Source organism: Rhodococcus sp. ZPP (genome assembly GCF_017656075.1).
Taxonomy (GTDB): domain Bacteria; phylum Actinomycetota; class Actinomycetes; order Mycobacteriales; family Mycobacteriaceae; genus Rhodococcus_F; species Rhodococcus_F oxybenzonivorans.
In genome coordinates this window covers 3,428,263-3,442,002 of sequence record NZ_CP058638.1, presented here as the reverse complement: position 1 = coordinate 3,442,002, position 13,740 = coordinate 3,428,263, and the positions used below count along the sequence as shown (strand labels likewise).

Annotated in this window: 15 protein-coding genes; 8 read left to right on the top strand and 7 right to left on the bottom strand. The window is 66.6% G+C overall.

Annotated features, from left to right (window positions below; all coding sequences use genetic code 11):
• Positions 1-2: 2 nt before the first annotated feature.
• Positions 3-2,180 (top strand): serine/threonine-protein kinase, encoded by a 2,178-nt coding sequence (locus HYG77_RS16345; protein ID WP_208959893.1) that lies wholly within the window; start codon positions 3-5, stop codon positions 2,178-2,180.
• Between the two features lie 10 nt (positions 2,181-2,190).
• Here the strand turns inward: HYG77_RS16345 and HYG77_RS16340 are convergent, their stop codons facing one another.
• Positions 2,191-2,406: a hypothetical protein gene (locus tag HYG77_RS16340; protein WP_109335488.1), complete on the bottom strand. Its 216-nt coding sequence runs from the start codon at positions 2,404-2,406 to the stop codon at positions 2,191-2,193.
• 190 nt (positions 2,407-2,596) lie between these two features.
• Between HYG77_RS16340 and HYG77_RS16335 the strand changes: the two genes are divergently transcribed.
• The gene (locus HYG77_RS16335; RefSeq protein WP_208959892.1) at positions 2,597-3,406 is read left to right on the top strand and encodes a thiazole synthase; all 810 of its coding nucleotides are present in this window, start codon (positions 2,597-2,599) and stop codon (positions 3,404-3,406) included.
• Here the strand turns inward: HYG77_RS16335 and HYG77_RS16330 are convergent.
• Positions 3,357-4,361 (bottom strand): PHP domain-containing protein, encoded by a 1,005-nt coding sequence (locus HYG77_RS16330; RefSeq protein WP_208963405.1) that lies wholly within the window; start codon positions 4,359-4,361, stop codon positions 3,357-3,359. The two genes, HYG77_RS16335 and HYG77_RS16330, sit on opposite strands and share 50 nt — an antisense overlap.
• Before the next feature lie 44 nt (positions 4,362-4,405).
• Positions 4,406-5,281 carry a LysR family transcriptional regulator ArgP gene (locus HYG77_RS16325; RefSeq protein ID WP_208959891.1) on the bottom strand — a complete coding sequence of 292 codons (876 nt, stop codon included), beginning with the start codon at positions 5,279-5,281 and terminating at the stop codon, positions 4,406-4,408.
• 72 nt (positions 5,282-5,353) lie between these two features.
• Between HYG77_RS16325 and HYG77_RS16320 the strand changes: the two genes are divergently transcribed.
• The 4 genes from HYG77_RS16320 (at position 5,354) to HYG77_RS16305 (ending at position 7,716) form a co-directional block, all read left to right on the top strand.
• Entirely contained in the window at positions 5,354-5,974 is a 621-nt protein-coding gene (locus HYG77_RS16320; RefSeq protein WP_208959890.1) for a LysE/ArgO family amino acid transporter, read from the top strand.
• A gap of 101 nt (positions 5,975-6,075) precedes the next feature.
• Positions 6,076-6,489, top strand: a complete 414-nt coding sequence (locus HYG77_RS16315) for a TIGR03668 family PPOX class F420-dependent oxidoreductase (RefSeq protein WP_208959889.1) — start codon at positions 6,076-6,078, stop codon at positions 6,487-6,489.
• 44 nt (positions 6,490-6,533) lie between these two features.
• Complete coding sequence (locus HYG77_RS16310) at positions 6,534-7,202, top strand: SDR family oxidoreductase (RefSeq protein WP_208959888.1); 669 nt, start codon at positions 6,534-6,536, stop codon at positions 7,200-7,202.
• Positions 7,203-7,374: 172 nt separating this feature from the next.
• Entirely contained in the window at positions 7,375-7,716 is a 342-nt protein-coding gene (locus tag HYG77_RS16305; protein ID WP_109334719.1) for a hypothetical protein, read from the top strand.
• Positions 7,717-7,719: 3 nt separating this feature from the next.
• Here the strand turns inward: HYG77_RS16305 and HYG77_RS16300 are convergent, their stop codons facing one another.
• A complete protein-coding gene (locus tag HYG77_RS16300) occupies positions 7,720-8,370 on the bottom strand; it encodes a maleylpyruvate isomerase family mycothiol-dependent enzyme (RefSeq protein ID WP_208959887.1) in 651 nt (216 codons plus the stop codon).
• A gap of 187 nt (positions 8,371-8,557) precedes the next feature.
• Between HYG77_RS16300 and HYG77_RS16295 the strand changes: the two genes are divergently transcribed.
• Together HYG77_RS16295 and HYG77_RS16290 are read left to right on the top strand one after the other, a co-directional pair.
• Positions 8,558-9,115 carry a CsbD family protein gene (locus HYG77_RS16295; protein WP_208959886.1) on the top strand — a complete coding sequence of 186 codons (558 nt, stop codon included), beginning with the start codon at positions 8,558-8,560 and terminating at the stop codon, positions 9,113-9,115.
• Positions 9,116-9,143: 28 nt separating this feature from the next.
• Entirely contained in the window at positions 9,144-9,821 is a 678-nt protein-coding gene (locus tag HYG77_RS16290; RefSeq protein ID WP_208959885.1) for an IF2 family translation initiation factor, read from the top strand.
• On the opposite strand, the gene HYG77_RS16285 is transcribed toward HYG77_RS16290, so the two are convergent.
• From HYG77_RS16285 to HYG77_RS16275, 3 genes are all read right to left on the bottom strand, one after another.
• Entirely contained in the window at positions 9,818-10,798 is a 981-nt protein-coding gene (locus HYG77_RS16285) for an alpha/beta hydrolase (RefSeq protein ID WP_208959884.1), read from the bottom strand. The two genes, HYG77_RS16290 and HYG77_RS16285, sit on opposite strands and share 4 nt — an antisense overlap.
• Positions 10,798-12,537: a 3-oxosteroid 1-dehydrogenase gene (gene kstD, locus HYG77_RS16280; RefSeq protein ID WP_208959883.1), complete on the bottom strand. Its 1,740-nt coding sequence runs from the start codon at positions 12,535-12,537 to the stop codon at positions 10,798-10,800. The genes HYG77_RS16285 and kstD overlap by 1 nt, the downstream gene beginning before the upstream one ends.
• 79 nt (positions 12,538-12,616) lie before the next feature.
• Positions 12,617-13,684 (bottom strand): DUF6777 domain-containing protein, encoded by a 1,068-nt coding sequence (locus HYG77_RS16275; RefSeq protein WP_208959882.1) that lies wholly within the window; start codon positions 13,682-13,684, stop codon positions 12,617-12,619.
• Positions 13,685-13,740 lie beyond the last annotated feature (56 nt).

Here is a 13,740-nt window from a genome sequence, read left to right as displayed (position 1 = left end):
CCGTGAGCGACGAAACTCAGCGAACACCCCCGGTTGAGCCGCAATCCACCCGCGGTGTGCGGTTCGACCCGTTCGCCGACGATACCGACTCGCCGCCGACGACTGTGGACCGCCCTGGAACACAGGAACTTTCGATGCTCCTCACCAACCCCGTGGTGGCGGAGAACAAACGGTTCTGCGACCGATGCCGTCGCCCGGTCGGGCGTTCGACGAGCGGGAAACCCGGGCCCACGGAGGGCGTCTGCGAGCACTGCGGCACCGTGTTCACCTTCTCGCCGCAACTGGAGACAGGCGAGCTCGTCGCCGGGCAGTACGAGGTGCTGGGCTGCCTGGCGCACGGCGGGGTGGGCTGGATCTACCTCGCGCTGGACCACAACGTGAACGATCGCTGGGTGGTCCTCAAGGGACTGCTGCACTCGGGCGATCCCGAGGCGCAAGAGGTCGCACTGGCCGAGCGGCGGTTCCTCGCAGAAGTCACGCATCCCAGCATCGTCAAAATCTTCAACTTCGTCGAACACCCAGGGCTGGACGGCAATCCCATCGGGTACATCGTCATGGAGTACATCCGGGGGAGGACACTCCGGGACGTACTGGCGGAGGTCGACGCGGACACACCCGACGGTGCGCCGCGGCCGATGCTTCCGGTGGAACGGGCAATCGGCTACATCCTCCAGGTGACACCCGCAATGGCATATCTGCACTCCATGGGACTGGTGTACAACGACCTCAAACCCGAGAACATCATGATCGGCGACCACGATCAGCTCAAGCTCATCGACCTGGGCGCGGTCGCGCGTATCGGCGACCACGGCTACATCTACGGCACACCGGGTTATCAGGCGCCGGAGATCGCCACTACCGGTCCGACGGTGGCTTCGGACATCTACACCGTCGGCCGCACGCTCGCCGCGCTCACCATCGATCTGCCCTCGAACTCGGGGCGCTACGTCGACGATCTCCCCACCCCGGAGCAGGCACCGCTACTGGCCGAGCACGAGTTCTACCATCGGCTGTTGCGCAGAGCCACGGATGCCGATCCGGAACGTCGGTTCGTCTCCGCCGAGGAGATGTCGACACAGTTGGAGGGCGTGCTCCGCGAGGTCGTCGCGCAGAAGACCGGGCGTCCGAGTCCCGGTCTCTCCCGACTGTTCAGCCCGCAGCGCACCACTTTCGGCACGGACCTCGCCATCAGCCGCACCGATGTGTATGTGGACGGGCATCGCCGCAACGAACGCGTCAGTGCGATAGGTGTTGCTCGGGCGCTTCCTATCCCACTCGTCAACCCCGATGATCCGGCGGCACCGTACCTCACGGTGGTGCACAGCAGGCCGAAGGAACTCCTGGATTCGTTGAGCCGGGCGCGGGAAGCGTTGCGGGGCGGTGCGGGACCCAGCATCGAGATTCCGCTCGCCGAAGCCCGAGCGCACCTCGACCTCGGACATCCCCGGGAGGCAGCGCAGATCCTGTCTTCTCTGCCGCTCGAGCGCGGAGACGCGTGGCGTATCGACTGGTACAGCGGGATATGTGCGCTTCTCGAGGGCGACTTCGAGGCGGCGCTGGGCCGTTTCGACGCCGTGTTGACTGCGCTTCCCGGCGAGGATGCTCCGAAGCTCGCGCTGGCGGCGACGGCGGAGATGGGCTGTGAGTACCGGGAAGGGGAGGACTGCGAGGTGTGGCGGCGAGAGGCCGAGAAGTTCTACCGCACAGTGTGGCGGACGGATCACGGCGTCGTCAGCGCGGCGTTCGGCCTCGCCAGGCAACTCGATCACCGTGGTGACCGGGACGGCGCCGTCCGGGCACTCGACGAGGTGCCGCCCACCTCGCGACACTACGCAGAAGCGCGGTTGACGAGCGTGCTCGTGCTGGTCCACGACCGTCCCGTCGCGGACGTGTGCGAACGGGACCTACAAGAAGCCGCCCAACGGGTCGAGCTCCTCGCCCACGACGAACGACGTGCACTGCAGACCCGCGTTCTCGTGCTCGGTGTGGCAGTGGACTGGTTGCGGTCGGGTCGAATCCCTACGACTGCAACGCTTCTCGGTGTCCCGTTCACCGAACACGGTCTGCGGACCGGGGCCGAGTCGGCACTGCGGGCGCTCGCCCGCAAAGCGCCCGAGCGTCGGCATCGATACACCCTGGTGGATCTCGCCAATCTCATCCGCCCGACCACCTGGCTGTAGCGCAGCTGAATCACAGCACGCCGAACCCGATCTGCTCGCGTCCCCAACGGGCATTCCACGCCATCGCCTGCATCCGGTCGCGCAAATCGTCCCGGCTACGTGCTGTTTCGTCGAGCTGGCCCATCAGTTCGATGATGCGGCGACGGGCGGATTCCAGTTCCGCCGCGAGACACTCCGCCTCCCTCGCTCTGCGGGTGCGGTTTCTGTGCCCGGTGATCGTGGTCATCTCGGCTCCCATCGTGTGCCCTCGCACCTCATTCTGGGCCGGCCTGGTACGGGTCCAGAAGATCCAGATAGTTGCGCGCCCGTGGGTCCAATCTGGACCTATGACGCAGCGCACATGTGGTTCTCACCTCCGTGTTCTCTGGCCCGTAGGGTGCGGTACACGAAGAAGTTCCGGCCGGAGGAGGTGCAGGGTGGCGGAGATCCGGGTCGACCCGCTCACGATCGCAGACCGCACATTTTCTTCGCGGCTGATCATGGGAACCGGTGGTGCAGCCAACCTTTCCGTTCTCGAGGAGTCACTCCTCGCATCGGGCACCGAACTGACCACTGTCGCGATGCGCCGCGTCGACTCGGCAGGAAAGACGGGCATGCTCGAACTGCTGAACCGACTCGGCATCGCACTGTTGCCCAACACCGCCGGTTGCCGGGGCGCCGCGGAGGCCGTGCTCACTGCTCGGCTCGCGCGCGAAGCGCTGGGCACCGAATGGGTGAAGCTCGAAGTCGTGGCGGACGAGCGAACCCTTCTTCCCGATGCCATCGAACTCGTCTCGGCAGCAGAGCAACTCGTCGACGACGGCTTCGTCGTGCTGCCCTACACCAATGACGACCCCGTGCTGGCGATGCGGCTCGAGGACGCCGGTTGCGCCGCCGTCATGCCACTCGGTTCACCGATCGGCACCGGACTCGGCATCTCCAACCCCCGCAACATCGAGATGATCGTCGCCCGCGCCCATGTCCCGGTCATCCTCGACGCCGGGATTGGCACCGCTAGTGATGCGGCCCTGGCCATGGAACTGGGGTGCGACGCCGTGCTCCTCGCGTCCGCCGTCACCCGCTCGTCCGATCCGCCGCTCATGGCCGCGGCCATGGCGGACGCGGTTCGAGCCGGACGCCGCGCACGGAATGCCGGTCGTATCCCGAAGCGCTTCTGGGCGCAGGCGTCCTCTCCCCTTACCGGGAACCTGCCCACTCCAGTAGATCGTCGGCCTGCCACGTATTGATCACCTGTTCGGGTTCGACGCCGCACCGCATCGCCCGCTCACACCCGTACCCTTGCCACGCAAGCTGTCCGGGCGCGTGCGCGTCGGTGTCGATCGAGAACAGACACCCGAGGTCCATGGCCAAGTCGATCAGCCTGCTCGGGGGGTCGCGCCGTTCGGGACGGCTGTTGATCTCGACGGCGGTGCCGTGGTCACGGCAGGCGGTGAACACCTTCTCTGCGTCGAATGTGGACTCCGGCCGAGTGCCGCGGCCTCCCGTGACGAGGCGACCCGTGCAATGTCCCAGCACATCGACTCGCGGATTCTCCACAGCTTTCAGCATCCGCCGCGTCATCGCACCACTCTCGGCCCGAAGCTTCGAATGCACACTCGCCACCACGATGTCGAGTTCGTCGAGGAGGTCCGGATCCTGATCGAGCGAACCGTCTTCGAGAATGTCGACCTCGATGCCGGTGAGAATACGGAAGGGCGCCAGCTCCTCGTTGAGGCGGGCGATCACCTCGACCTGGGCGCGCAGCCGATCGGCGGACAATCCGTTAGCCACGGTTAGTCTCGGGGAATGGTCTGTGAGAGCGCAGTATTCGTGACCGAGCGAAGCCGCACTGCGCATCATCTCGTCGATCGGGCTGCCACCGTCGGACCAGTCCGAATGAGTGTGCAGATCACCCCGCAGCGCCTCGCGCAGTGCACCGCCGCCGAGGGGCTCCGCCTTTTCCCGCAATTCCGTGAGGTAGGCAGGAACACCGTCGAGTGCCTCACGGATCACCGTCGCCGTCTTCGGTCCGATGCCCGGCAGATCCTTCCAGCTGTCGGTGCGCTGACGGATCTCCCGCTGCTCCTCCGACAAACCCGCCACCACGTCAGCGGCGCGCCGATACGCCTTCACCCGGTGCGTCTCCGCCCTGGATCGCTCGAGCCAGAACGCCGTCTCGCGGAGGGCCTGCACCGGGTCCATCGAGCTGTCGGCGTCCATGCCACCAGTGTTGCGCCCACCCCACGTCACCGCAACGCTTCGCGCGCCCCCTCGCGGACGGCACCGGTGAGGGCCGTGAGTAGCGGCGATTCCAACTTCCACCGCTGCCAGTACAACGGCACATCGATCGGTCGCGCCGGATCGAGCTCGACCAGTCCGTGGTCGCTGCCCGTGTGCAGTTCGGGGAGCAGTCCCCAGCCGAGCCCGTAGTGGACCGCGTCCGAGAATGCCGAGGAGCCGGGAACGAAGTGCCGCGGTGGATGCATTCGTCGTCGAGTGAACCCCCGCAGGAATCTGGCCTGCAGTTCATCCTTGCGGTCGAAGTCGAGCATGGGGGCGACCGCCAGGGCCTCGGCGGTCGGCCCGTCCGGGAACCAGTGATCGGCGAACTCACGGCTGCACAGTGCGCGGTACCGCATCGATCCGAGTGTCTCCACCGTGCATCCCTGCACCGGCTCCGAAACGGACGTCACCGCCGCCATCACCGTTCCCTCCCGCAGCAGGGCCGTGGAGTGGTACTCGTCTTCACGGTGCAGGTCGAACAGCACACGATGTTCCGGTGCCAACCGGGCTAGGGCCGGGATCATCCAGGTCGACAGCGAATCCGCGTTCACGACGAGAGGCAACGTGCTCGTCTGCGCAGTATCCGGATTGAGCGAGGACATCGTCTCCTGCTCGAGGTGGGCCACTTGCCGTGCGAGGGTGAGCACCACGCGCCCCGAGTCCGTGGCCCGCGCCGGTTTCACCCGCTGCACCAGCACGCGTCCCACCTGTTGCTCGAGCGCCTTGATGCGCTGGCTCACGGCGGACGGTGTGATGTGCAGGGTTCGGGCCGCCGCCTCGAACGTGCCTTCGTCGATGACGGCGGCAAATGTGCGAAGCGCGGCGAGGTCCAGCTCCATGTGAAGCAATGCTAATGGCAATGAAGGATAATTAGCTGGCCTGATGCAGGGCGGCTTCGTAGCGTGGTGTCCATGGACTTCACACCCAGTGTGCTCACGGCAGCAGCGGGCTTCGGCACCGGTCTGTCGCTGATCGTCGCGATCGGCGCCCAGAACGCTTTCGTACTGAGGCAGGGCATCGTCCGCCGACACGTCCTTCCCGTCGTCGCTCTCTGCGCGATCTCCGACGTCATCCTCATCGGACTCGGGATCAGCGGAATTGCCACGATCCTCGCCCACGCGCCCGGCGCAATCACCGTCATCCGCTGGGCCGGAGCAGCGTTCCTGCTGGCCTACGCGGCGTTCGCGGCCCGTCGAGCCCTACGTCCCGGCACGCTCGACACTCCGCAGGAAGTCGGGTCTGCCACACTCGCCACCGCGGTCCTCACCTGCCTCGCACTGACCTGGCTGAACCCGCACGTCTACCTCGACACGGTGCTGATGCTCGGATCGGTCGCCAACAATCAAGGAGATCCCGGGCGTTGGCTGTTCGGCGTCGGAGCGGCCGTCGCGAGCGTCAGCTGGTTCCTCGCCCTCGGCTACGGCGCCCGATTCCTGCACCGAGTATTCGCCCGTCCCGGCGCCTGGCGGGCACTCGACGCCGGTATCGCCGCGCTGATGCTCGCGCTCGGCATCACATTGGTGGTTTCATAGTCAACTCGAGGTTGACGTGCCTCGCCGGGTCGACCAATACTTGGCAGCGTGCCCTCGCGATCGAGTCAGCCGCTGTCGGACGCGAACGTCAGGGAGTCGTAATGGATCCCGTGCAGCGATTCTCCGCTGCCCGCGTCGCCCGGCTCGCTACCGCCGGACCCGACGGAGCACCGCATCTCGTACCGTTGGTCTTCGCCCTCGCCGAGGACACGATCTACTCGTGCGTCGACTTCAAACCCAAGCGCACCACGGCATTACGACGACTGAAGAACATCGCCGCCAATCCCTCCGTCAGCATCCTCGTCGATCACTACGACGACGACTGGGACCAGCTGTGGTGGGTGCGGGTAGACGGCGTGGCCGAGGTGCTCGACGCGACCACCGCGGAGGGAACCGCCGCCATCGACGCTCTCGCCACCAAATACCCGCAGTACGCCGCGCGCCGTCCTCAGGGACCGGTAATCGCCGTCCGCTCCCTGCGCTGGCATCACTGGTCCCCCGTGAGTACTTCTTAACACTGGGGCGTTGAGAAGTGCTCACGGCCGCTAGCCTCGGGTCCGTGCCCACAGCCCTGATCACCGGAGCCAGCCGCGGCCTCGGAGCCGCCATCGCCCGCGAACTCGCACCGAGTCACGACCTCCTCCTCGGAGCCCGCACAGCAGCGTCGCTGACCGCCATCCTCGGCGAACTCCCCGCCGCGACTCCCTGGCCCGTCGAACTCACCGACTACGACGCGGTGGCCGACGCCTGCGCGCCGATCGAGCACCTCGACGTGCTGGTGCACAACGCCGGGGTCGCCGACCTGTCGACCGTCGCCGAGTCCAGCGTCGAGCAGTGGCGTCACACACTCGAAGCGAACGTGATCGCCGTGGCCGAGCTGACGCGCCTCCTCCTACCTGCCCTGCGCGCCGCCGGAGGACACGTCGTGCTCATCAATTCCGGTGCGGGAATCCGGGCAAATGCCGGGTGGGGATCCTATGCGGCGAGCAAATTCGCCCTCCGCGCCTTCGCGGACTCCCTGCGGCTCGAGGAGCCGGACCTGCGGGTCACCTCCCTTCACCCCGGACGGATCGACACGGACATGCAACGCGCCATCGTCGCAGGCGAGGGCAACGAATACCGTCCCGAGAGGTACCTCCGAGCCTCGACGGTCGCCGCTGCCGTACGTCAGGCCGTCGAGACGCCGGCCGACGCACATCCCACCGAAGTCGTGCTGCGCGTCCGGTGACAGCGAGACTTGCGCGACGCACCGGCAAAAAACCGACGTGAGATACATCACTGTTTGGTCCTTCAGAAAACCCTTAAGCTGCTCACAATCAACCGCCCTACAGTTCTTTACGTCAGCACAGTTCGCCAGCACGAGTCGGGTTTTTCACGTCGGCTCAGGAGGTAACGCCACGATGAACACCGAACAGCGCAAGCCGAACGATTCCGTCATCGACGTGAGCGGCGATCTCTTCGCTTCGATGTTCTCCCTCGATCTCGGCGACGGCGACGTGGACTACGACGCCGTCGAGCGGATCCACGATGGCGAGTTCGGCGAGTGGACCCTCGCGGCCGCACGCTCCGGGCTGTTCCCGCCCCACGCTGTGGAAGCCCTGCAGCAGTCATGGCAGAAGGCCCCCCGCTCCCTGCTCGACGCCCTGCTCACCGACGCCGACGAAATGACCCGTAAGCGCTGCAACATCATCTGGGCCGGCCTCGACGAGGCCAGCTCCTTCGACACTGCCGAATACGCCTGACGGTCAGAACGGCCAGGCGGGAACCGACGGCAGCCCGGTACGGGTGGGACGGCCGATCAACCACGCGAGCAGCTCGTGATGCGGCAGTTCCGGAATGGTGACGTCGGGATGAAGTGTCTTCAACTCGGGTAGCTCCGTCGCCAACGTGTTGTCGACGAAAGCCTCCGGCCAGTCACCGACCGCATGGTCCAGGCCGAGGTCGACGTGGTGGATCTCGAGTTCACGCCACCGCAGTACCGGCACATCCCGGGCCGTCACCGGCTTACGCCAGTTCACCGGCGTCTCGTACCGGTCCGCGGTGATCTCCCGAAGCGAATCGATTACGCGGCGGCCGGCGAATTGGAAGTCGGCGGCGAGGAGCTCGACGGGCCGGCCCGCCCCCTCCTCTATCGCGGCTGCCCGGGCAGCAGGCCCGCCGGGATACATCTCCGGAGCGGGTTCCCCCGTAATCACGCCGACGGCGAACCGGTTGAGAGCATCCGCGTTCCTCGCCAGATGCGTCACCACATGACCACGACTCCACCCCGGTAACCGGGAGGGTTCACGGGCCTGCTGGTCGGTCATGGTCTCGAGCGTCGACTCGAGCGCCCGCTGCGACGCGGCCACCTCCTCGAGCAGTGCGGTATACGACTGATCGGTGTGCGGCGCGGTCATGGCCCCGATGCTAGGTGATCACACCGGAGAACCCACGGAATTAACGACTGCGACAGAATCCCGCGATTCGCGGTCGCCCATTCTGGTTACTCGTCGGTTCGGGACGGCAAAGCCAGCCCTTTCAGCGCACGACAGCCTTTTCAGCACACGACAGCCCGTTCAGCCCACGACAGTAGGAGAACCATCCATGAGTGATCGCGACACGTCCGGGGAAGCCCGCGAAGGTTTGCTGGACTCCGTCAAGGGCAAGGCGAAAGAGGTCGCCGGAGCGGTGACCGGGAACGACTCGCTGACCGCCGAGGGACAATTGCAGCAAGCCGAGGCGCAGCAGCGCAAAGAGGCGAACACCGCCGAAGCCATCGCCCGGGCGGAGACCGAGCAGGCGGCCGAGGAACTCCAGGAAGTGCGTGCCGAAGGGGCCGCAGAACGCGCCGAGGTCCGGGACGAGGCGGATGTTGCACGGCAAGCCGCCGAAGAGCAGCGCCGAGCACAGCGCCGGGCGGCCGAAGAGGTGCAGCACCGTGAGGTGGCCACGGAGCAGGCCCGAGCCGGAGTCGACGCCCGGATCGAAACCAGTCGCGCCGAAGAGAATGCGCGCACCGAGGTCGCTGCCGCGGCGGAGAGCGCCGGAGAGGCCGTCGAGGAGCATCGCCAGTCGATACGCGAAGCGGACGCCGCGCGGGCCGAAGCCGAGCGTGCACGTCGCGAAGCCGAGGCCCTGCGCGACGACGCCGAACAGTCCTGATCACCACCCACGTATCGAGGGAGATTCGATGAATATCGTCAGTGTGCCGTTAGCGGTCCTGCGCCTGCAGTACAAAATCGTGCGGTTCCCGTTGCAACTGATCGAGGACCAGTTCATGTCCCGGCTGGGTACCGAGGCGCCGGCGCGGGTGATGTACGAACGCACTCTCGGCGTCCTCGACGGCGCCGTCGGCAGTGTTCTGGGCGATCAGGAGGTCGAGCAGCGCGGCGCGGCGCTCACCAAACGCAGCGACGCGCTCCTGCGGGCAGCGGAACTCGATGCCGAGGCGAGCCGCAAAGAGGCGGAGGCAGACGCCGAGTTGGAAGCCGAGCGGCAGCGCGCCAACGAGCAGCAAGTTGAAGCGCAGGAGGCGAAGCAGCGCGAGGTCGAGCAAGCCCGTAAGCGCGAAGAAGAACGCAAGCGCGCCGCCGCTCAGGAGGCCGAACAGCGCAAGCAAGCCGCCGCGAAGCAGGCCGACGAGCAGGCAGCTCAGCGTAAACAGGCCGCGGAGGCCGCCGCACGGAACGAGCGGGAGAAGATCAAGGCTGCCGAGGAGAAGGCCGCTACACCTGCCAAGGAGCAACTGCAGGAAGCCGCCGACAAGCAGAACGAGGCTGCAGACAAGCGGGCGCGGGCCGACCGCGTGGAGGATTTGGCCGAGTCCGAGGCCGCCAACCGCAAGAACGAGAAGGCCGCCGGCAGCTAGTGGCCTGCCGACCCGGTGACGTCCAGGTCGGTTACGAAATCCAGCAGGAGCGTGTTCACCTCGGTGGGCCGCTCCTGCTGAACGAAATGCCCGGCACCCTCCAGTATGTGCACGCCCCGCAGGTCGGGAACGGCCTCCCGCATGCGGTCGAGTGCCGCCGAACCGCTCATCGCGAGGACGGGATCACGGGCACCGGCGATGAACAGCGTCGGGACCTCGATGGGGGCGCCATCGAGGTCCACGCTGCGTTCCCAGTTCGCGTCGTACGCCCGATACCAGTCGAGGCCCCCGGTGAATCCGGTAGCGCTGAATACTCTGACGTAGTGGTCGAATTCGGCCTGCGACAACCACGACCACGGCAACGGCGGTGCGTGCGGCAACACGTCGAGATAACCGTTGCCCTCGGACGGGTGCTGCCAGATGTCGAGGTAGTGATAGTCGCCCGAGAGCGCGTGGAACAGCCTGTGCAGGAATCGGCGAGGGTCGGCGTCGAGCTCCCGATCCGCGACACCGGGTTCCTGAAAGTAGTGGATGTGCAGAAAGTGCTTGCGCGCCACCGCCGCATACAACTCGGACGGTCGGGCGGGGAAACGGTCGGGCGCATAGGGCACCGCCAGGAGCACCAGCCCCGACACCCGCTCGGGGTGGCGTAGAGCGAGCGTCCACGCGACCGGGGCGCCGAAGTCGTGGCCGACGAATACCGCTCGATCTTCACCGAGCGTGTCCAGGAGGCCGACGAGTTGGTCGGCGACGCGATCGTTCGCGTAGTCGTCGATGGTGACGGGGGTGTCCGTGCGACCGTACCCGGGCATGTCCGGCGCGAGGGCCCGGAACCCGGACTCGGCGAGCGCGCGACTCTGATGGCGATAACTGAACCCGAGTCCCGGGAATCCGTGGCACATCACCACCGGCGGTCCTGTGCCCAGATCGCTGATACTCCAACGGAATCCGTCGACCACGGCCTCGCGTTCGGACATCACTCTCCGGACGTGCCTGCCATCGACCGCGCCCTCTCCGCAATGTCGAGTGCCGCAAGATAGCCGAAAACCAGCGCAGGACCGATCGTGGCTCCCGGTCCCGCATAGGTGTGTCCCATGACCGGCGCGCTCGTGTTTCCCGCCGCATAGAGTCCCTCGATGACGGTTCCGTCTTCGCGAAGTGCTCGCCCCGCCGTGTCGGTGTTGATGCCGCCCTTCGTACCCAGATCGCCCGGGACCATCTTGGCCGCGTAGAACGGGCCCTTGGTCAACTCGCCCAGGCTCGGGTTGGGTTTGTTGCTGATGTCGCCGTAGTAGTGGTCGTATTTGCTCTCACCACGGTGGAAGTCCTCGTCCACACCCCGGCGGGCGAACCCGTTGAACCGTTCGACCGTGGCGGTGAAACGATCCGCGGGAACACCGATCTTCTCGGCAAGGCCCTCGAGAGTGGACGCCTTGACGATCGCCCCGCTTTCGAGCCACTTCCTGGGAAGCGGGGCACGCGCCGTGACACTGGCGAAGAGGTACCGGTCCCGGTAGGTCTGGTCGAAGATCAACCAGGCGGGGATGTTCTCGCCCGGGCCGTCGCCCTGCCCGTACTCACCGCCATACATGCGATGTACCGCCTCGACATACGGCAGCGACTCGTTCATGAACCGCTCGCCGCGGTCGTTGACCATGATGCTGCGCGGCAGTGACCGCTCGGCGAGGGCGAACCACGGTCCCTTGGGCAGCGGGATGCTCGGACCCCACCACGCGTCGCTCATGAAGCTCACCCCGGCACCGAGTTTCAGCGCCGCATTGATACCGTCGCCCGTATTCGACGGTGCCCCGGTGGTCCAGTCGGAACCGATCGGCTCGCGCTGGTACTTCCGTCGCATCTCCGCATTGTTGTCGAATCCACCGCACGCCAGGACGACACCGTGCCCCGCGCGCAGCGTCGTGGTCTGCTCGTCCGACTTCACGACCACCCCGACTACGCGGCCGTTCTCGGTGAGCAGATCGGTCAGCTCGGTGTTCAGCCGCAGGGGGATACCCGCTTGGCGGACCCCGAGAAGGAGTTCCGCCATCAGGGCCGCACCCATGCCGATCAGGTGCTGTCGCCGCGCCTTCGCGACCATACTGCGCAGCCCGACCCGCACCATCCGAACCGGTCCGCGCCAAGTCCGGAATCCCGTACTCAGCCAGCGATAATCCGACTGCTTCACGACGACGTTCAGTGGGGTCTTGCTGTACGGCGGATGCAGGGTGTCGAGGTCGTCGCCGAGTGCGCGCGCATCGAACGGCACGGGCTCACACGAGCGACCGGTAGCCAGCCCACCCGGTGCCTCCGGGTAGTAGTCGGAGTAGTTCTTCACCCATTCCAACTTCAGCGGACTGTGGTCGATCAGGAACTGGAGTGCTTCCGGCCCTCTGTCGATGTAGGTGTCGATCCGCTCGGGATCGACGACCGGTCCGACGATGCTGCGCACGTACGTGCGGGCGGCCTCGAGATCGTCGGGGGGAGCGTCCCGTTGGAGCACCGTGTTTCCCGGAATCCATACTCCGCCACCGGATCGGGACGTGGAGCCGCCCCAATACGGCGACTTCTCGACGATCACCACTTTCAGTCCGCGCGCGGCCGCGGTGATCGCGGCACTCATTCCGGCAGCGCCCGATCCGACCACGACCACGTCGAAGCTCTGGTCCACCGATTCCTTCGCGGGGAGGATGGCGTGGTTGTCCCCTGATGTGGTCATACGGCTCCCTATCGGTACGTGAAGTACCAAAACTAGAACACGTTCCACCATAGATCAAGGGTGGCGTCACTTCCGATCCCTAGGGAATGGGAATGACCAGGAGAGGCATGCCGGGAATCTGCACCCGGATCTGCGGCTGCGGCAACGGCGCGGGGGCCGGAGGCGGTGGCAATTCGACCTGCGGCGGTGGTGGCGGAGGAGGCGGTGGTGGTGGTGGGGGAGGAGGCGGTGGCGGCGGCGCAACCGTAGCCGGGGCAGGACGTGGCGCAGCCTGCTGCACCGCGATCGGCGGCGAATCGACGACAGGGGCTTCGGAGATCACCGGCGCCGGTGGCCGCGGGCGCTCCGCGGGCTGCCCCGGTCCCGCACCGACCGGAACGGGAGTAAGGCCTCCGGTCATCAAGTCCACGACGGCGATGTCGTTCATTGCGAGGTTCGACGGCTGCACTACCAAGAGCCGATCCTCCTGAAAGTTCGGCCACCGGTCACCCTGTACTTCCGAATTCTCGCCGAGGATGGGGGCCAGGAGAGGGCTGCCTTGTACACACCGAACCCGCGGCACGCCGTGGTCGTCGACCAGAACGATCGTCCCGGCCTCGAGAACTGATTGGACCGGCTGCGCCCGGCCCCCCTCGAACCCGTGGTCGGTGACCCGGGTATCCGCGCGAAGCAAAACCGGCGTCAGCGTTCGTACGTAACTCCGAACGTCGTCGACGTCGAATACGCCGGACCACGCCGTCATTCGGGCGGGGTCCCGTTCGAGATCGTCGACGAGCTTCTGGCGGTCGCACAGCAACCGGTCCGGGCTTCCCCCGTAGAGACCCGTGCGGTCACCCACCACTCGGATGCCGCCGGTGCCGCCCTCGGTGGGGAGTTCGGTGCCGGCAGGACCGTACGGAACGGTGGTGGGCGTCTGCGGCGGCAGCAGCACCTGGGTCCAGGGATACCCGTCGTCCATGGCGCCGTTGAGCTCGACGGAGACGGTCCTGACCTCCGACCCGGAGGAGCAGGCCACCATCACCGTGGCGGCGACGGCACCCGCTACGACCAGCCAGTGACGCGGTACGCGCCGGAAGCGCGTACCTGCACGTGCGACTGCTCTGCGTCGGGCACCCCTTGCGGCCGGCCCGGCGTCGTCGGTGGCCACACCGACATCGTAAGCACACTGTCTGCTCGACCGGGCGGTAATCCCGGTGTGGTCGT